This is a genomic window from Phenylobacterium aquaticum (genome assembly GCF_022695515.1).
Taxonomy (GTDB): Bacteria; Pseudomonadota; Alphaproteobacteria; order Caulobacterales; family Caulobacteraceae; genus Phenylobacterium; species Phenylobacterium aquaticum.
This window is the reverse complement of record NZ_JALDPT010000007.1, coordinates 109,624-126,825: the sequence shown is the minus strand read 5'-3', so window position 1 is coordinate 126,825 and position 17,202 is coordinate 109,624. Positions and strand designations below refer to the sequence as shown.

General features: G+C 69.2%; 17 protein-coding genes. 8 read left to right on the top strand and 9 right to left on the bottom strand.

The features are described 5' to 3' along the window. Window positions 1-78 precede the first annotated feature (78 nt). On the top strand, window positions 79-450 hold the full coding sequence (locus MQH10_RS07545; RefSeq protein ID WP_242563458.1) for a hypothetical protein: 372 nt from the start codon (window positions 79-81) through the stop codon (window positions 448-450). Window positions 451-461: 11 nt separating this feature from the next. After that, the gene (locus MQH10_RS07540) at window positions 462-677 is read left to right on the top strand and encodes a helix-turn-helix transcriptional regulator (protein ID WP_242563457.1); all 216 of its coding nucleotides are present in this window, start codon (window positions 462-464) and stop codon (window positions 675-677) included. Window positions 678-1,081: 404 nt separating this feature from the next. On the opposite strand, the gene MQH10_RS07535 is transcribed toward MQH10_RS07540, so the two are convergent. Together MQH10_RS07535 and MQH10_RS07530 are read right to left on the bottom strand one after the other, a co-directional pair. Continuing rightward, complete coding sequence (locus MQH10_RS07535) at window positions 1,082-2,740, bottom strand: N-acyl-D-amino-acid deacylase family protein (RefSeq protein WP_242563456.1); 1,659 nt, start codon at window positions 2,738-2,740, stop codon at window positions 1,082-1,084. Window positions 2,741-2,903: 163 nt separating this feature from the next. Beyond that, window positions 2,904-3,671, bottom strand: a complete 768-nt coding sequence (locus MQH10_RS07530; RefSeq protein ID WP_242563455.1) for a glutathione S-transferase family protein — start codon at window positions 3,669-3,671, stop codon at window positions 2,904-2,906. Between the two features lie 332 nt (window positions 3,672-4,003). Between MQH10_RS07530 and MQH10_RS07525 the strand changes: the two genes are divergently transcribed. Beyond that, a complete protein-coding gene (locus tag MQH10_RS07525; protein WP_242563454.1) occupies window positions 4,004-5,923 on the top strand; it encodes a CocE/NonD family hydrolase in 1,920 nt (639 codons plus the stop codon). Between the two features lies 1 nt (window position 5,924). Here MQH10_RS07525 and MQH10_RS07520 read toward each other — a convergent pair whose 3' ends face one another. Continuing rightward, on the bottom strand, window positions 5,925-6,551 hold the full coding sequence (locus MQH10_RS07520) for a hypothetical protein (RefSeq protein ID WP_242563453.1): 627 nt from the start codon (window positions 6,549-6,551) through the stop codon (window positions 5,925-5,927). A gap of 117 nt (window positions 6,552-6,668) precedes the next feature. Here MQH10_RS07520 and MQH10_RS07515 point away from each other — a divergent pair, with 117 nt between their 5' ends. From MQH10_RS07515 to purL, 3 genes are all read left to right on the top strand, one after another. Then, the gene (locus MQH10_RS07515) at window positions 6,669-7,040 is read left to right on the top strand and encodes a BlaI/MecI/CopY family transcriptional regulator (protein WP_242563452.1); all 372 of its coding nucleotides are present in this window, start codon (window positions 6,669-6,671) and stop codon (window positions 7,038-7,040) included. Beyond that, window positions 7,030-7,983, top strand: coding sequence for a M56 family metallopeptidase (locus MQH10_RS07510; RefSeq protein ID WP_242563451.1), 954 nt, complete (start codon window positions 7,030-7,032; stop codon window positions 7,981-7,983). The genes MQH10_RS07515 and MQH10_RS07510 overlap by 11 nt, the downstream gene beginning before the upstream one ends. Window positions 7,984-8,119: 136 nt before the next feature. Next, window positions 8,120-10,318: a phosphoribosylformylglycinamidine synthase subunit PurL gene (gene purL / locus MQH10_RS07505; RefSeq protein WP_242563450.1), complete on the top strand. Its 2,199-nt coding sequence runs from the start codon at window positions 8,120-8,122 to the stop codon at window positions 10,316-10,318. A 225-nt stretch (window positions 10,319-10,543) separates the two neighbouring features. On the opposite strand, the gene MQH10_RS07500 is transcribed toward purL, so the two are convergent. Genes MQH10_RS07500 through MQH10_RS07490 form a run of 3 tightly spaced genes read right to left on the bottom strand, consistent with a single transcriptional unit; the run spans window position 10,544 to window position 12,706 of the window. Continuing rightward, window positions 10,544-11,206, bottom strand: a complete 663-nt coding sequence (locus MQH10_RS07500) for a TPM domain-containing protein (protein WP_242563449.1) — start codon at window positions 11,204-11,206, stop codon at window positions 10,544-10,546. A 2-nt stretch (window positions 11,207-11,208) separates the two neighbouring features. Continuing rightward, entirely contained in the window at window positions 11,209-12,363 is a 1,155-nt protein-coding gene (locus MQH10_RS07495; RefSeq protein ID WP_242563448.1) for a TPM domain-containing protein, read from the bottom strand. A gap of 55 nt (window positions 12,364-12,418) precedes the next feature. Next, window positions 12,419-12,706, bottom strand: coding sequence for a tautomerase family protein (locus MQH10_RS07490; RefSeq protein WP_242563447.1), 288 nt, complete (start codon window positions 12,704-12,706; stop codon window positions 12,419-12,421). Between the two features lie 157 nt (window positions 12,707-12,863). Between MQH10_RS07490 and MQH10_RS07485 the strand changes: the two genes are divergently transcribed. Beyond that, the gene (locus MQH10_RS07485) at window positions 12,864-13,559 is read left to right on the top strand and encodes a winged helix-turn-helix transcriptional regulator (RefSeq protein ID WP_242563446.1); all 696 of its coding nucleotides are present in this window, start codon (window positions 12,864-12,866) and stop codon (window positions 13,557-13,559) included. 120 nt (window positions 13,560-13,679) lie between these two features. Here the strand turns inward: MQH10_RS07485 and MQH10_RS07480 are convergent, their stop codons facing one another. Both MQH10_RS07480 and MQH10_RS07475 read right to left on the bottom strand, forming a co-directional pair. After that, the gene (locus tag MQH10_RS07480) at window positions 13,680-14,171 is read right to left on the bottom strand and encodes a CinA family protein (protein ID WP_242563445.1); all 492 of its coding nucleotides are present in this window, start codon (window positions 14,169-14,171) and stop codon (window positions 13,680-13,682) included. Continuing rightward, complete coding sequence (locus MQH10_RS07475) at window positions 14,168-15,166, bottom strand: amidohydrolase family protein (protein WP_242563444.1); 999 nt, start codon at window positions 15,164-15,166, stop codon at window positions 14,168-14,170. The genes MQH10_RS07480 and MQH10_RS07475 overlap by 4 nt, the downstream gene beginning before the upstream one ends. A gap of 104 nt (window positions 15,167-15,270) precedes the next feature. On the opposite strand from MQH10_RS07475, the gene MQH10_RS07470 reads away from it, so the two are divergent. After that, window positions 15,271-16,503: a serine hydrolase domain-containing protein gene (locus MQH10_RS07470; protein WP_242563443.1), complete on the top strand. Its 1,233-nt coding sequence runs from the start codon at window positions 15,271-15,273 to the stop codon at window positions 16,501-16,503. A 29-nt stretch (window positions 16,504-16,532) separates the two neighbouring features. On the opposite strand, the gene MQH10_RS07465 is transcribed toward MQH10_RS07470, so the two are convergent. Beyond that, complete coding sequence (locus MQH10_RS07465) at window positions 16,533-17,171, bottom strand: hypothetical protein (RefSeq protein WP_242563442.1); 639 nt, start codon at window positions 17,169-17,171, stop codon at window positions 16,533-16,535. Between the last annotated feature and the right edge of the window lie 31 nt (window positions 17,172-17,202).

Here is a 17,202-nt window from a genome sequence, read left to right as displayed (position 1 = left end):
ATGTCAAAAATCTTTGACCACCCTGGCGCCATAGCAACGGGGGTTCCGATGGCGGTGCGGGAGATTGTGGCCTGGGTGATGGTCGCGCTGTTTGGCGCGGCGGGGGCCTATTGCCTGATGGCGATCATGAGGGTCGGGCTGGGGGCGCCGCCGGAGACGGCGGCGGTCGCGGCGGCCGGGTTCACCCTGACGGGGGTGGTCGCCCTGGAGATCGGGCTCGGGATCTTCTTCCCAAAGCAATCCGGAGCGCCGCCGGACGAGCGCGAGCGGCTGATCGTGGCGCGGGCGGGGCATTGGGCCGGGCTGGCGTTCCTGGTCGGCGTGCTTCCGGCCCTGGGCCACTATGTGACCCACGGCGACGGCAACGTCATGTTCCACGTGATCCTGCTGTCGCTGATGGCGTCAGGGGTGATCGAGTACGGGGCCCAGATCGTGCTCTTTCGGCGATAGGGCCGGGCGCCTTGGCCAAGCCTCCCCCCATCACCAACCGGGTCAGCGAACTGCGGGAACAGGCCGGCGGCATGAGCCAGGCTGCGCTCGCCGCCGCCATCGGGGTGACGCGCCAGACCATCATCGCCATCGAGCAGGGCCGATACTCGCCCTCGCTCGAAAGCGCGTTCCGGATCTCGCGGGTGTTCGGGGTGGGGGTCGAGGATGTGTTCGGCTGGGGGGACTAGGGCGTGTGAGGCTCGCGTCGCGTCAGCAAGGGTTTGTCCACGAACCTCACGAACGACACGAACGGGGTAGCGGGAGCGTCAGCGGGTCAGACCGGGCGCAGGCGCGGCCGACAGGCCGCAAGAAATTGACCACGAAAAACACGAAAAACACGAACCCCAGCTGAACCGCCGTGGCTGGCTTATCGCGCGCAAGCGCGCCTAATTTACTGCCTCCACCCTCGCCGCCGACCGTTCGTGTTTTTCGTGTTTTTCGTGGTCCATTTCCTTCGGACCGTCCGCCCCCAAAAGGCGCGCAAGCTCGCGCACATTGCCCCGCCACCCCGTTCGTGAGGTTCGTGAGGTTCGTGGTCGGATCTTGCTGAACCCGCTTGGATTCCCGCCTGCGCGGGAATGAGCGGCGGGGGTTAGACCATCACCCCGGCCCGGGCGTCGGTGTATTGGCCGCGGTCCACGACCACGGCGCCGTTGACGATGACCTTGTCGATGCAGATGGCGTGGCGGACGTAGCGGTTGGTTTCTCCGGGGAAGTCTGAGACGAAGATCTCCTCGCCGCGGGCGATGGTCGCGGGGTCGAAGATCACCACGTCGGCGGCCTGACCGACCTCGAGCAGGCCGCGGCCGCGGACGCCCCAGTCGCGGGCGGGTTCGCCGGTCATGCGGTGGACGGCGCGTTCCAGGGTCATCTTGCCGTAGCCGCGCACATAGCGCTCCAGCATGTCGCAGGTGTCGCCCGCGCCGCAGAACTGGGTGACGTGGGCGCCGGCGTCGGAGCCGCCGATGTGGATCAGCGGGTGGTCGAGGATCTGGGAGACGATCTCCGGATCGGCATGGATGGCGCCGCGGATCTGGAACTCGGTCTGCAGGCCGTCGGCGACGGCGATGTCGAGCATGACGTCGGCTTCCGACTTGCCGGCGGCCTTGGCGATCTCGGTCAGCTTGCGGCCGAGATATTTCTCGTTCTCCGGGGAATAGACCCGGCCAACGGCCATGTTCTTCAAGAGCGGCATGATCCGGCGCTCGGCGGCCTCGACCAGCATGGGCCGGGCGGCGGGGTCGGCGAAACCGGCGAGGCGCTCCGGCAAGGGCTTCTGCATCAGCAGGTCCCACTTGCGGACGCTGTAGAGCATGAAGGAGGTCTCGGAGAGGATGATGTTGATGTCGAAGCTGCGCGGCATCGACTGGCCGAACACCTTGGCGCCGCGGGCCTGCTGTTCCTCCAGCTTGGCGATCGAGCGCTTCCAGTTCTCAGGGGCGACCGGGCTGTAGGTGATGGGGGCGACGGAGCAGACCACGCCGCTGGCGAGGCTGAGATCGCCCAGCTCCTCGATATTGGCCAGCTGCTGCTCGATATCGATGAAATAGGGCACGGTCTGCAGGACGCCGCGGCCGCTCTTGGCCATGGCTTGGCACAGCGCGGTCTTCTCGCGCATGTCGGCCAGGCGGCTGGGCACGGGGCGGCCGTCCTCGTCGATGTCGACGTAGGAGGTGGACAGACCGATGGCGCCGTCGGCCATGGCCTGTTCGAGCAGGGCGCACATCTGCTCGATCTCGCCGTCCGTGGCGACCCGCTCCTGGCTGTCGGCGCCCATCACATAGAAGCGCAGGGCTGAGTGGCCGACGAGGGCGCCGACATTGATGCCGAGGCCGGGGCGGATGTGGTCCATGTACTGGCCGAAGCTCTCCCAGCTGAAGGGCACGGCGGCGTCGAAGGTCGGTTCCTTGATGTCCTCGATCTTCTCGAACATCTTGATCAGCTTGCGTTTTCCCTCCGGGCGGACGGGGGCGAGGCTGAGCGAGCAATTGCCCATGACCACGGTGGTGACCCCGTGCTCCAGGCTGGGGGTGGCCAGCCGGTCCCAGCAGATCTGGGGGTCGTAATGGGTGTGGATGTCGATGAAACCCGGCGAGACGACGCGGCCCTCGGCGTCGATCTCTGTCGCGCCTTTGCCGTCATAGCGGCCGACGGCGATGATCTTGCCGTCGGTGATGGCCAGATCGCCGGCATAGGCCGCCGCGCCCGTGCCGTCGACGATGCGCCCGTTGCGAATGACCAGGTCCGCCATGTCCGTCCTCCCGGATCTATTGTGTTGGGGGGACTGTAGGCGTGGTGACCTTGGGGAGGGCTAAGGGGATTGGCGGTTTGCCACCCTCGCCCCGCTTTGCGGGGAGAGGGAAGGGTGAGGGGGACGAAGGTCGGGCCGCCGAGACGCGGCAAGCAAGAGCCCCTCACCCCAGCCCTCTCCCCACGACGTGGGGAGAGGGAGTGCGCCCGCCTGCCCTACCCTTCGCGTCCGCCGCGGCCTGGGCGGCGGCCATGGCGGTCATCATCTTTTCGAAGGCGCCGGAGCGGATGAGTTCGCGGCGTTCCTCCAGACCCCGGTGCAGTTCGACGAGGACGCGGGCGGCGTGTTCGTTCTGCTGGATGGCGGCCCAGTAGGCGGCGACATTGGGGTTGGCGGGGATGGGGTTGTCGACGCCCACGCCGGGCAGGACGTTCTCGACCATGAACAGGCCCGGCACCAGGGCGCAGTCGGCCATGGTCAGGCGTCCGCAGCAGGCGAAGCCGTCCTTGCCGATCATCCGGTCGAGCGCCTTGATGTTGCGCACCACCTGGCCGCCGAGCAGCTCGACGATCCCCTCATTGCGGGTCTTGGCGCGGGCCTGGCCCGACAGCATGAACATGTTGTTCAAGATGTAGATGTCGCCGATGCGGGCCACGGTGCGGATGTGGGCGGTCTCGCGCGGGGTGGCGCCCAGCAGGGAGGGGGTGGGATAGATCTCCTCCAGATATTCCGCGATCACCTCGGATTCCGGCATCATGTCGCCGTCGATATCGAGCACCGGGATGCGGCCGATCGGGTGCTCCTCGCGGAACTTCGGGGTGCCGAAGGTGGACGGCCGGGTGATCTCGATGTCGCTGATCCCCTTGGCGTAGATCTGCATGCGGACGCGGGCGGAATAGGGGCTGAGATCCCCGGAATAGAGCTTCATCATGGTGCGGCGCTCCTGGGCGCTGGGGTTTGAAATGGAGGACGGCGGCGTCGGGCCGCGAGAATGGAGTCGGGAAAACGGAGGCATTAGGGGCGCCTTCGGACGCAAGGGCAACCCGGTTGGCGAGTTGCACGCCTCTAGCCCTCGCCCCGCTTGCGGGGAGAGGGTTGGGTGAGGGGTAGGACGGTCGGGCGTGCGGGGCGCTGCAAGAATGGGCCCCTCACCCCAACCCTCTCCCCGCGAAGCGGGGCGAGGGGGCTCGCCGCATCCGTCCCGCGGCTTGCGGATCATCTGCGGCGGTCTAGGCTCGACCGCCTGTTGATCCAAGGAATCGCATGTCCCGCTCCCTGACCCTGGCGGTCGCCGTCGCCGCCCTGCTGGCCGCCGCGCCGGCGCTTGCTCAGACCCCGCCCTTGTCGGCGGACATCCCCAAGGTGTTCGTGCGGCCGCAACAGGACGACGACTATGTGAAGCGCGATGTGATGATCCCCATGCGCGACGGGGTGAAGCTGCACACCGTCATCATGATCCCCAAGGGGGCGACGGGCGCGCCGATCATCCTGACGCGGACGCCGTACAACGCCTCGAAGCGGGCCGAGCGCAATGTCAGCTCCGAGCTGTTGTCGAGCCTGTCCCAGGGCGACGAGGTGCTGGTCGCCGGCGGCTATATCCGGGTGTTCCAGGACGTGCGCGGCAAGTACGGGTCGGAGGGCGACTATGTGATGACCCGGCCCCCGCGCGGGCCGCTGAATTCCTCGGACGTGGACCACGCCACCGACGCCTATGACACCATCGACTGGCTGGTGAAGAACACCCCTGAGTCCAATGGGCGGGTCGGGATGATCGGCTCGTCCTATGAGGGCTTCACGGTCTTGATGGCCCTGCTCGATCCGCACCCGGCGCTGAAGGCCGCCGTGCCGATGAGCCCGATGGTCGACGGCTGGAAGGGCGACGACTGGTTCCACAACGGCGCGTTCCGCCAGACCAATTTCGACTACATCTATGGCCAGACCGTCCAGAAGGGCGCGGGCGAGAAGGTCCCGCGGGCCACCCGCGACGATTTCGACGGCTTCCTTAGGGCCGGATCGGCCGGGGACTATGGCAAGGCCAACGGCTTCGAGCAGCTGGGCTTCTGGAAGAAGCTCACCGAGCACCCGGCCTGGGACGGCTTCTGGCAGGGCCAGGCGCTGGACCTCCTGCTGGCCAAGAAGCCGCTCAGCGTGCCGACCCTGATCGTGGGCTCCCTGTGGGACCAGGAGGACATGTACGGCGCGATCCACACCTATGAGGCGCTGGAGCCGAAGGACGCCCGGAACGACATGCTGTCGATCGCGCTGGGGCCCTGGCGGCATTCGGGCGTGAACTATGACGGCTCGAGCCTGGGCCAGCTGAAGTTCTCAGGCGATACGGCCACCGAGTTCCGCACCGCCTATATGCGCCCGTTCCTGGACGCCAATCTAAAGACCGGAGCGCCCAAGGCCGACACCCCGCCGGTGCTGATCTATGAGACGGGGCTGAACCGCTGGAGCCGGATGGACCGCTATCCGCTGGCCTGCGCGAGCGGCTGCGCCACGGCGTCCAAGCCGATCTATCTGACCGCCCAGGGGGGCCTGAGCTTCACGGCGCCGGCCAAGGCCGAGGCGGGCTTCGACGAATATGTCTCGGACCCGATGAAGCCCGTGCCCTATCAGCCGCGGCCGGTGAACTTCGCCGACGGCGACGCCTGGAAGCGCTGGCTGGTCACCGACCAGAGGTTCGTGGACGGCCGGCCGGACGTGCTGACCTATGTGACCCCGCCCCTGACCGAGGCGATGCGGATCTCGGGCATGCCGGTGGTGAACCTGTTCGCCTCGACCTCGGGGACCGACAGCGACTGGGTGGTCAAGCTGATCGACGTCTATCCTGACCAGGTTCCGTCCGCGCCGGAGATGGGCGGGTTCGAGCTGGCGGTGGGCATGGACATCTTCCGCGGCCGCTATCGCGAGAGCCTGGAGCATCCGAGCGCGATCCCGGCGGGGAAGACGCAGGCCTATCGGTTCGCCCTGCCCCCGGCCAACCACGTCTTCCTGCCCGGCCACCGGATCATGGTGCAGGTGCAGTCGAGCTGGTTCCCGCTCTATGACCGCAATCCGCAGACCTTCGTCCCCAACATCTTCTTCGCCAAGCCGGGCGACTATCAGAAGGCGACCCAGCGGATCTATCGCGGCGGGGCGGCGGCCAGTTCGATCGAGCTTCCGGTGGTTCCGGGGCTCTAGATCAGGGGTGGGTGTAGTAGCGCACCCCGTTCGGCCAGGCGCCGGGATGGCCGGCGAAGCCGATCGCCGCGACGGTGCTTGAATAGTTGTGCTGGCCGGCCTGGGTGATCTGCGGGCCCTGCTGCTCAAGCTCGGCGACGGTGCGGACCGCCGGGCGCACCACCACGATGTGACCCGGCTTGTGCGGGTTGGGGCTGGCATAGACCATGACGGTCAGCTGGCCGACATTGGCCGCAGCCTGGGCGGCCACAGGTCCCGAGAGCGGGCGCCAACCGGCCTGGCGGCCGGGGCCCGAAGCGAACCAGGCCGCCTGGGCGCTGGCCAGCAGGACCTGGCCGTGCTGCGGCGGACGCAGCATATAGACGCCCATCCTCTGGCCGACGGCGGCGGCGAAGGCGCTGCAGTGGGTGGCCTTGCCCGGCCCCTCATAGTCGGCGGCTCGGTCCGGCTGGCCGGTCTCCCAGTTCACATGCAGGTCGGCCCGCCACAGATGCTCGACATCCATGCCGTCGAGCAGGGCCGCGAGCCGGGCGCCCGCGGGGCTGACCGGCGGGACCGCCTGGGCCAGGGCGGTCCCGGACATGAGGGCGGCGAACAGGGGCGCGAGCAGCAGGCGGCGGCGGGTCATGGGGCAAGAGTCGCCCCGCGACCCCGAACGGCAAGCGCCGAGCGCCCCGGATCGGGGCGGCCGCTTGACGGGCGGAATTAACCGCGTAATTCTGCGTTCGAATTACGGACGTAAGACATGCACATCACCGCCGCCGAGAGCCAGATCATGGACGCCCTGTGGCGGCGGGAGCCGCTAACCACCGACGAGATCGTCGCGGCGGTAGGGCCGGCGCAAGGGTGGGGCGATGCGACCGTCAAGACCCTGATCAACCGGCTCCTGAAGAAGAAGGCCCTGAAGTCGGAGAAGATCGACGGCCGCCACTGCTATCGCCCGCTGGTGGCGCGCGCTGACTATGTGCTGGCCGAGAGCCAGGGGCTGCTCGACCGGCTGTTCGAGGGCCAGCTGGCGCCCATGGTCGCCCATTTCGCCAAGTCCCGGAGCCTGAAGCCCGAGGAGCTGGCGCGGCTGAAGTCGCTGATCGCGGAGCTCGACGACGATGGGGACTGAGCTGTTCGCAGACTTCCTGTGGGCCAACGCCCAGGCCGGACTGGCGATCCTGGCCGTGCTGGCCCTGCGCCGGCCGGTGCGGCGCCTGTTCGGGGCCCAGACCGCCTACGCCCTGTGGGCGGCCGTGCCCCTGGTGCTGCTGGCCGGCATGGTCCCGGCGGCCGAGGCCGAGCGGGGGACGGCGATGGCGGCCCATGCGGTCGCCCCGGCCCTGCGCCTGCATCCGCCCCAGGCCCTGATCTGGATCTGGGCCGCCGGCCTGGTGATGGCGGCCGGCCTGATGGCGCTCGGCCAGATGCGGTTCCTGGCCCGGGCGCGCCGCGGCCAGGCGGGGCCGGCTGTGGTCGGGGTGATCACGCCGCGTCTGGTGACGCCGGCCGACTTCCAGACCACCTATACGGACGCCGAGCGCGCCCTGATCCGCGCCCATGAGCGGGCCCATATCGAGCGCGACGACCCCAAGGCCAATGCGCTGGTCGCCCTCGCCCAGTGCCTGTGCTGGTTCAATCCGCTGGTCCATGCCGCCGCCTACGCCGTGCGGCTCGACCAGGAGCTCGCCTGCGACGCCACGGTCATGGCCACGCGGTCGCGGCAACGCCGGCTCTATGCGCAGACCATGCTTAAGACCCAGCTCTCCGGAACGCCCCTGCCGCTGGGCTGCCACTGGCTGGCCGGCGCCCATCCGCTGGAGGCGCGCATTGCGGCCCTGGCCCGCCCGCCCCTGGCCGACGCGCGGCTGCAGGCCGGCGCCTGGGGCGCGACGGTGCTGGTGGCGATGGCGGCCTATGGGGTGTGGGCGGCCAAGCCGCCGGCCCCGCCCAGGACGCATTTCGAGCAGGCCGCCCTGGACAGCGCCCGGACCGCCCTGCCCGGCCAGGGGATCGTGATGATCCATCTGTCCGCCCTCGAGGTCGCCAGCCTGCCCCAGCCCAGGGTCCGATGATCGCGCTCGTCCTCCGCGTCCTGGTCTGCCTGGCCCTGGCGAGTTTCCTGGCGGTCGGCGCGGCGATCGGCCTGATGCGCGGCTGACCGAGCCCAGCCTATCGCACTCCCGCGCGAGTCCGGCTAAAAGCCCCGCCATGAGCGCCCAGCCTGCGAAGACCCTGGCCGAATCGGCCGCCGAATACGGCCTGAAGCCCGAGGAATACGACCTCATCGTCAAACGCCTGAACCGCGAGCCGAACCTCGTGGAGCTGGGCGTGTTCTCGGTGATGTGGTCGGAGCACTGCTCCTACAAGTCCAGCCGCAAGCACCTCGGCAAGTTCCCGACCAAGGGGCCGCGGGTGATCTGCGGACCCGGCGAGAATGCGGGCGTGATCGACATCGGCGACGGCCAGGCCTGCATCTTCAAGATGGAAAGCCACAACCACCCCTCCTACATCGAGCCCTATCAGGGCGCGGCGACGGGCGTGGGCGGCATCATGCGCGACGTCTTCACCATGGGCGCGCGGCCGATCGCGCTGCTGAACGCCCTGCGCTTCGGCGATCCGAGCCATCCCAAGACCAAGCGCCTGGTGTCGGGCGTGGTCAGCGGCATCGGCGGCTACGGCAATTGCGTGGGCGTGCCGACGGTCGCGGGCGAGACCAATTTCCATAAGGGGTATGACGGCAACATCCTGGTCAACGCCATGTGCGTGGGCCTGGCCGACGCCGACAAGATCTTCTATTCCGCCGCCCCCTCGCCCGGCCTGCCGGTGGTCTATTTCGGCTCCAAGACCGGCCGAGACGGCATCCATGGCGCGACCATGGCCAGCCAGGAATTCGACGACGCCTCGGACGAGAAGCGCCCGACCGTGCAGGTCGGCGACCCCTTCGCCGAGAAGCTGCTGATCGAGGCGACGCTGGAGCTGATGGCCTCGGGCGCCGTGGCCGCGATCCAGGACATGGGCGCGGCCGGCCTCACCTCCTCCTCGGTCGAGATGGCCGGCAAGGGCGGGGTCGGCATCGAGCTCGACCTCGACTGCGTGCCCCAGCGCGAGGAGGGCATGAGCGCCTATGAGATGATGCTGTCGGAGAGCCAGGAGCGCATGCTGGCGGTCCTGAAGCCCGGCCGCGAAGAAGACGGCCAGCGGATTTTCAAGAAGTGGGGCCTGGACGCCGCCACCATCGGCCACACCACCGACACCGGCCACATGGTGCTGAAGCACAAGGGCCAGATCGTCTGCGACGTGCCGCTCGCGCCCTTGTTCGACGACGCCCCGCTCTATGACCGGCCCTGGGTCGCAACGCCCGCGCAGCCGCGCCTGGCCCCGGCCGACGTGGCCGCCCCTGCCGACTACGCCGCCGCCGTCGTCAAGCTGATGAGCGCCCCGGACATGGCGTCGAAGCGCTGGCTCTGGGAGCAGTACGACCGCCACGTCATGGCCGACACCCTGGAAGATAGCGCCACCGGCGCCGACGCCGGGATCGTCCGCGTGCACGGGACCAAGAAGGCGCTCGCCGTCACCTCCGACTGCACCCCGCGCTACGTCCAGAACGACGCCTATGAAGGCGGCAAGCAGGCCGTGGCGGAGGCCTGGCGCAATCTGACGGCGGTGGGCGCCGACCCGATCGCCATCACCGACAATCTGAACTTCGGCAATCCGGAGCGGCCCGAGATCATGGGCCAGATCGTCCGCGCCATCGAGGGCATGGCCGAGGCCTGCCGGGAGCTCGACTTCCCGGTCGTGAGCGGCAATGTCTCGCTCTACAACGAGACCAACGGGGCGGCGATTCCCCCGACCCCGACGGTCGGCGCGGTCGGCATCCTGGTCGACTCCACGAAGCGCGCGGACTTCGGCGGGCTGAAGGCCGGCCAGACCCTGGTCCTGGTTGGCGAGACGCGCGGCGAGCTCGGCGCATCCATGTATCTGCGCGAGCTGCTGGGCCGCGAGGACGGGGCGCCGCCGCCGGTCGACCTGGCGGTCGAACGCAAGGCCGGCGACCTCATCCGGTCTCTCATTGAGTCGCGCCAAGTCACTGTGGCGCATGACCTTTCTGATGGCGGCCTCATCGCCGCGGCGGCTGAGATGGCGCTGGCCTCAAGTCAAGGCTTGACGCTGAAGCTGGCCGGCGACCTGCCCGCCCATGCCGCCCTGTTCGGCGAGGACCAGGCTCGGTATCTGGTCGCCGTGGACAGCGCCGACGCGGTGCTCGCAGCGGCCAAGGCGGCGGGGGTTCCGGCCGCCGTGATCGGCGTGGCGGGCGGCGACGACCTGGCCGTGGAGGGCCTGTTCACCCTGCCCCTCAGCCAGCTGCGCACGGCCCATGAGGGCTGGATGCCGGGGTATATGGGGTAGCACCCTCCCCCGCTCATCCCCGCGCAGGCGGGGACCCATGCGGGATATCGGCCGAGCGGCGATGGGGCGGCGGATTCGGCTTGGGTCCCCGCCTGCGCGGGGATGAGCGGGGTTGGGATGGCCGACGTCGCGAAACCAAAGCTCAGGCGTGCGGGACTTCCAACAACCTGCCCCACTCCCGCTCCTCCCCGCCTGCGCGGGGATGAGCGGGGTTTTGGCCCCGCGTCAGATCTCGGCTGCGCGGTTGGGCAGGGCGTTGTCGGCGCCGTCGTCGGGGAAGGCGGTGTGGAGTTCGGCGCCGCACAGTTCGATGGCGAGGACCAGGCCGTCGGCGAGACCCTTGTCGCGCACGGTCTGGACGGCGCGGTCGGCGGCCGCGGCCCAGGCGCCGGGGCGGACGGCGGCGTCGATGACCGGGTTGGCGAGGATCTCGAGCTGGCGGTCGCCTTCCGAGGCGAAGATCAGCACGGCGGGCTGATCGGGTTTCACCAGGGTGAGCGCGCCGACGAAGTGGCTGTGCGCGGCGCGGCGAACGCGGGCGCGTACAGCCGCGCGGCCGGTCAGGCGTCGCCGCACCGCCGGCAGGCCAACGATCCAGCGGACGATCCCGAAGACGACCGCCTGGACCACGACATAGGCCATGAGCCACGCGGTCAGGACGGAGCCGGAGGACCAGCGCAGGGCCGCGGCCGCCACGCTCTCCAGCGGCAGCCCGGCGGCCAGCAGCACGGGCGGGACGAGGAGCGCCGCCGTGACCGCCCAGCCGATGGGGACGTCCTGATAGTCCGAGACGGTGTCGGCGACGACGCACATGATCTCGCCGGAGGTCTTGGCCTCCGCCGCCGTCACGGCGTCGGCGATGCGTTGATGGTCTTGCGGGCTCAACATGCTCACCAGCTCCCCGAGGCGCCGCCGCCCCCGCCGAACGACCCGCCGCCCCCGGAGATGCTGCTTCCCCCGGACGACGATCCGCCGCCGCTGAAGGATCCGCCGCCGGCGGAAATGCTGCCGGAGCTGGAGACGGACGAGGCTGATCCCACATCGCTCAGGCTTGAGCTGGTCCCGCCGCCGAACACGCCGCGGGGGCGGTTGAAGAACCGGTCGGCGAGCGCGCCCGCGACCGCGCCCGCGCCGAAGGTCGTGGCGCGGTTGATGAAGGGCGAGTAGCCGTAGCCGGCCTGCGGATAATAGCCTTGCGGATAGCCCTGGGGCGGATATCCCGGCGGGTAGCCATTGGGGGCGCCGGGGGGAAAGCCGCCCGGAGGATAGGGGGCGAAGCCGGCGGGCGGAGGCGCGAAGCCGCCGCCTTTCGGACGGAACGCCATGCCGGCGAGGCCGCCCAGAAAGCGGAATATGCCGGTGACGATCTTGTACATCAGGAAGAGGATGAAGCAGATCACGGCCAGAGCGACGATGGAGCTCGTGGCGTCGCCGCCCGACGATTTCAGGCTGGCGGGCTTGACTGGCTCCGGCGTCGCGGCCGGCGCCGCCAGAGCCTGAGGGCTTGCGGCGACCGACGTCCCGACCGGCGTCCCGACCGGCGGGCTGGCGTTCAGGCGATCGATGATCGCCTCCGCCCCGGCGCTGACGCCCTTGGCCAGGGCGCCCTTGCGAAACTGGGGTAGGATCACGCCCTGAACGATGGCGGCGGAGGTCTCGTTGTCGAGCACCTTCTCCAGGCCGAAGCCCGGCTCGATCCGGACCTTGCGCTCCTTGGGCGCCACGACCAGCAGCACCCCGTTGTTCTTGCCGATCTGGCCCAGCCGCCAGCTGTTGCCGAGGCCCTGGCTGTAGTCCTCGATGGAATATCCCTGGAGTGAAGGCACGGTGACGATGACGAACTGATCCGTCGTCCGAGCCTCCAGCGCCTCCGACTGCGCCGCCAGGGTGTTTTCGACGCTGGCCGGGAGGACGCCGGCCGCGTCGATCACGCGGCCGGTCAGGGCCGGATATTTCGGCGCCGCCCCGGCTGGGCCGGCAAGCAGCAGCAAGCCGGCGACAAGGCTGAAGGCGAGCGACAACCGGCGCCTGATCCCAACGTCCATATGCCCCCCCGCAGAAGCTCAATCGTGACGACGGCGTCGTCGCCGAACACAGCCTTTAGTTTAGCCAACGCGGGGCTGATGCAAGCGGATATTTCGGCGCTCGGGGATGAGCGGGGTTGGGGCGGGGGCTAGCCCCCGCCATGGCCTTGACGTCGGCGGCGCGCAGGGTCTGGCCGCCTATGCCCCAGTCGCCCTGCTCGATCTCGACGATGCGGACCCAGGTGACGCCGCGCAGGGCCTCGCCCTCGATGCCGACCATGGTGTCGGTCACCTGGGTGATGATCTGTTGCTTCTGGGTCGGGGTGAAAACGTCCTTGATCACTTCGATGGTCACCAGCGGCATGTGGGGTCCTTCCAATGGATACGGCCGGATTTGGCCGGCGGGTGTCTTGGCGCAGGGGGCGGGCCGCGGACAGTTCGCGATCTGAAGCGATCCCCTACAGATTCTGAAGTTCACAGGGGCATGGGCGGGGGGTTAGCTGACGGCCAGGAGACCCCGCATGCGCTACGGACAGTTCTGCCCCATCGCCAAGGCCACCGAGATTCTCGGCGAGCGCTGGACCACCCTGATCGTGCGCGAGCTGTTGATGGGCGCCCGGCGGTTCGGGGAGCTGCAGCGCGGGCTGGGGAGCATTTCGCCCGCCCTGCTGGCCCAGAGGCTGCGCGCCCTGGAGGCCCATGGGCTGGTGGTGCGCCGGCGGGGGTCCGGCGCGCGGCAGGCGGAATATTTCCCCACCGAGGCCTGCCAGGCCCTGCTGCCGGTGCTGATCGCCATCGGGGAATGGGGGATGCTCTGGGCGCGGGAGACGATCCTGGACGCCGACCTCGACGTGGACCTGCTGCTCCTGTTCCTGGAGCGCAGCATCCAGACCGACCAGCTGCCAGGCCGCGAGACCCTGATCCGCTTCCGGTTCACCGACCTCGTCGACCAGCAGGATTTCTGGCTGCTGGTGACGGGCGAGCGGGTCGAGCTGTGCGTGGTCGATCCGGGCCGCGACGTGAACGTCTATCTGCAGAGCACGCTGCGCACGATGCACGACGTCTTCATGGGCGATCGCGGCCAGAGGTCGGCGATCGAGGCCGGCGACCTGATCGTCGAAGGCGACCCGGCCCTGGTGCGCAATCTGGGCCGCTGGCTGAAGCCGAGCGTTTTCGCGGGCTCGCCGCGGAAGGCGCTGGCGGAGGGGGTGGCTTAGGGCTGCGCCCCTTCACCCGCTCATCCCCGCGCAGGCGGGGATCCATGCGGGATATCGGCCCCAAGGAGATGGGGTGGCGGGCTCGGATTGGGTCCCCGCCTTCGCGGGGATGAGCGGGGTTTAGATGGACGCCGTGGCGCGCTTGAGGAGGTCGAGGGCGGCGGCGGCGAAGGCGTCCATGTTGGCGAGGCGGTCGGGGGAGCCGGTCTCGATGGTGGCGGCGAATTCGACGGGGCCGGAGATGGCCACGCAGGTGTGGCCGGCGGCGTCGCCATAGGGGTTTCCGGTCGGGCCGGCGGCGCCGGTTTCCGAGACGCCCCAGGTGGCGCCGAAGCGTTCGCGCACGGTGCGGGCCAGGAGCAGGGCGTAGGGCTCGCTGGCCGAGCGCATGCCGGCGGGGATCGCCTCGCGCGGGATCTCCAAGAGGCTGAAGCGGGCCTTGGCGGTGTAAACCACCCCGCCGCCGAGATAATAGGCGGAAGCCCCGCCGACGCTCAGCAGGGCGGCGGAGACCAGGCCGCCGGAGGAGCTCTCGGCCACGGCCACGGTCTCGCCGCGGGCCTTGAGGGCCTGGCCCACGGCCTCGCCCAGTTCGATCAGCAGCGGGTTCATGCGGGGCGTCCTTCATCCAGCCGGTAGACCCGGCGCGCGGTGTCGCGGAACAGCAGCGCCTTGTCGGCCGCCGAGGCGCCCGAGGCGATGCGCTTCAGCGCGTTCCAGAGATTGGCGTAACTGCACGAGACGCGGTCGACGGGGAAGTTGGATTCGAACATCCCCCGGCTGGGCCCAAAGGCCTCGATGCAGGTCTCGATATAGGGCCGCCAGGCGTCGGCCAGTTCGATGGAGCTCGGCAGCACCTCGCGCTTGTGGAAGCCGAAGCCGCAGATCGCCATGCCGAGTCCGCCCAGCTTGACCACCACGTTCGGTTCCTTGGCGATCTCCAGGATGTCGCGCTTCCAGCGGGCGAACTCCTCGTCGCGGCGCCCGGCATAGGGGCCGATGCCGAGGATGCCGCCGACATGGTCCAGCACGATGGTGGTCTCCGGGAAGGCGCGGGCCAGAGCGGTCACCTCCGGGATCTGGGGGTGGAACTGCCAGGCCTCGAAGCTGAGATTGTGGTCCTTCAGCTGGGCGTAGCCGGCGCGGAACGCGGGACTGGCGTAGAGGCCCTGGGGCGGGCGGGTGTGGGCGGCCTCGATCTCCGGGCTCGGGTCCCAGGCGCCGGCGGCGCGGACGCCCCGGAAGCGGTCGCCGCCCGCGCGCACGTGGGCGGCCAGGACGGCGCCGACGTCAGGTCCGGCCAGGTCGGCGCGGCCCACGATGGCCTCGCAGGCGCGGACCTTCCCATAGCGGTCGGAGGCGGACATGGCGGCCACGCCGTTGACGAACTCGGTCTCGCCCACGAAGCGGAAAGGCTCGGGCCCCTCGGCGCGGTAGAAGGCCGTGCATTCGACGAAGACCGTGCTCTCGACCCTGTGGCCGCTGGTCATGTCCGCGAGCAGCTCGTCCAGCAGATAGCGGCTGGTCGGGAAGTCCCAAAGGTGGTGGTGCGGGTCGCAGATCGGCAGATCGGGGTCGAGGATCTCCTCGAGATCGGAACGGGGCAAACCGGGCTCTCCCTACGGCATGGTTTTTCTTGGCTTCAGCCGTCTTCGGCGGGCATGATGCCCGCCAATTAGAACAACCGCCATTTTTAGGGAGACTTTTTTCAATGGACGCCCAATCCCAATGGACCGGCCTCGACGCCTCGCGCCTTGAGCGCATCGGCGAGCACCTCGAGCGCAATTATATCGGCCCGCAGAAGATCGCCGGCTGCCAGGTGCTGGTCGCCCGGCGCGGCCATCAGGCCTATCTGAAATCCTTCGGCAGCATGGACCTCGAGCGCGGCAAGGCGATGGCCGACGACGCCATCTTCCGCATCTATTCGATGACCAAGCCGATCACCTCGGTCGCGCTGATGATGTTGTATGAAAAGGGCTATTTCCAGCTCAACGACCCGGTCAGCCGCTATGTGCCGTCCTGGAAGAACCACCGGGTGTGGGTCTCGGGCGAAGGCGACGACATGGTCACCGAAGCGCCGCGCCGCGCCGTGACCTTCCGCGACGTGCTCTGCCACACCGCCGGCCTGACCTATGGCGGCGGCCTGCCGGGCGTGGGCGTGCAGCACCCCATCGACCACATCTATCGGTCCTTGAAGATCCGCAGCGCGGGCAGCCAGGACACCATGACGGAGTTCCTGGACAAGCTCTCCCAGGTGCCGCTGCGCTATCACCCCGGCGAGCAGTGGATGTATTCGCTGGCCACCGACGTCTGCGGCGCCCTGGTCGAGGTGATCTCCGGCAAGCCCTTCGCCCAGTTCCTGTCCGAGGAAATCTTCCAGCCGCTCGGCATGACCGACACCGCCTTCTTCGTCGCGCCGGACAAGGCCGACCGCTTCTGCGCCAACTATCAGCGCGGGGCCGACAAGAAGCTGAAGCTGATCGACGATCCGGCGACCAGCGCCTTCATGTCCGAGCCGGGCTTCAAGTCGGGCGGCGGCGGCCTGACCGGGACCATCGCCGACTATGGCCGGTTCTGCGACATGCTGCGCCGGGGCGGGGAGCTGGACGGCCACCGCATCCTGGGCCCGCGCACGCTTGAGATGATGCACATGAACCATCTGGCGGGCGGCAAGGACCTGACCCAGTCGGCGCTGGGCTCGTTCTCGGAAACCGCAAATGAGGGCGTGGGCTTCGGCCTGGGCTTCGCCTCGACCATGGGCCAGGTGGAGACCGGGTCGCTGGGCGTCGGCGACTATTACTGGGGCGGCGCGGCCTCGACCATCTTCTGGGTCGACCCGAAGGAAGACCTCTATCTGGTGTTCATGACCCAGCTGATGCCGTCGGGGACGTTCAACTTCCGCGGCCAGCTGAAGAGCATCGTCTATTCGTCGATCATTGATTGAGGTTGAGGGGCCGCTCGCGCGGGCGGCCCCTATTTCTCCCCGTCGCGGACCCAGCGGGCGATGAGGCCGTAGTCGTCGGGTTTGCCCTGGAAGGCCCAGGTCTCGCTGCGGGCGATGGCGGCGCGGACGACGGCCTGGGTCCTGGCCAGGCAATAGGCCTTACCCTGGACCGGGGTCAGGCCGGGCGGCAGCTTGACGACCTTGGCGTTGGAGGGCGCGCTGGCGATGGCCGGCGGCGCGCAGAGCGCCATCCAGACGCGGGCCTGGGTGATCTGGCCATCGGCGTCGGCGGCGAGGGGGCGGACCCCCACATAGAGAATGGCCGGATCAGAGGGGTCGCGGCTGGCCGGGGTGAAGAGCTCCATCACCGCCGGATCGCCCGCCGCCAGCTGATAGCTGAGCGCCTCGGTGAAGGCGCCCGTGGCGTCCCTGCGGCCGCCGGTGATCGTCGAAGGCGTGACGAGGGCGCCGTTGGCGCAGTCGGGCCAGCTGGCGGCGGAGGCCCTGGGGCTGAAGCGGCAGCCGGCGCTGGGCATGATCCACAGGCCCGGCCGGGGAACCGGCGCGCCGCGGGTGTCGGCGGCGGCGAACAGCGGCCGTTCGGAGGTGACCGCCGCGCAGGCCGAGAGGCTGAGCGCCAAAAGGATCGCCGTCAGGCTGCGCATCATGAACGAACACTCCCATATGGCGGTTGTTAAG

Coding starts and splice junctions, on each gene's coding strand:
- MQH10_RS07510 (WP_242563451.1), top strand. CDS start 7,030: ATGGGGACTGAGCTGTTCGCAGACTTCCTGTGGGCCAACGCCCAGGCC.
- MQH10_RS07515 (WP_242563452.1), top strand. CDS start 6,669: ATGCACATCACCGCCGCCGAGAGCCAGATCATGGACGCCCTGTGGCGG.
- MQH10_RS07480 (WP_242563445.1), bottom strand. CDS start 14,171: ATGAACCCGCTGCTGATCGAACTGGGCGAGGCCGTGGGCCAGGCCCTC.
- MQH10_RS07520 (WP_242563453.1), bottom strand. CDS start 6,551: ATGACCCGCCGCCGCCTGCTGCTCGCGCCCCTGTTCGCCGCCCTCATG.
- purL (WP_242563450.1), top strand. CDS start 8,120: ATGAGCGCCCAGCCTGCGAAGACCCTGGCCGAATCGGCCGCCGAATAC.
- MQH10_RS07525 (WP_242563454.1), top strand. CDS start 4,004: ATGTCCCGCTCCCTGACCCTGGCGGTCGCCGTCGCCGCCCTGCTGGCC.
- MQH10_RS07530 (WP_242563455.1), bottom strand. CDS start 3,671: ATGATGAAGCTCTATTCCGGGGATCTCAGCCCCTATTCCGCCCGCGTC.
- MQH10_RS07535 (WP_242563456.1), bottom strand. CDS start 2,740: ATGGCGGACCTGGTCATTCGCAACGGGCGCATCGTCGACGGCACGGGC.
- MQH10_RS07495 (WP_242563448.1), bottom strand. CDS start 12,363: ATGGACGTTGGGATCAGGCGCCGGTTGTCGCTCGCCTTCAGCCTTGTC.
- MQH10_RS07485 (WP_242563446.1), top strand. CDS start 12,864: ATGCGCTACGGACAGTTCTGCCCCATCGCCAAGGCCACCGAGATTCTC.
- MQH10_RS07470 (WP_242563443.1), top strand. CDS start 15,271: ATGGACGCCCAATCCCAATGGACCGGCCTCGACGCCTCGCGCCTTGAG.
- MQH10_RS07490 (WP_242563447.1), bottom strand. CDS start 12,706: ATGCCGCTGGTGACCATCGAAGTGATCAAGGACGTTTTCACCCCGACC.
- MQH10_RS07500 (WP_242563449.1), bottom strand. CDS start 11,206: ATGTTGAGCCCGCAAGACCATCAACGCATCGCCGACGCCGTGACGGCG.
- MQH10_RS07465 (WP_242563442.1), bottom strand. CDS start 17,171: ATGATGCGCAGCCTGACGGCGATCCTTTTGGCGCTCAGCCTCTCGGCC.
- MQH10_RS07545 (WP_242563458.1), top strand. CDS start 79: ATGGTCGCGCTGTTTGGCGCGGCGGGGGCCTATTGCCTGATGGCGATC.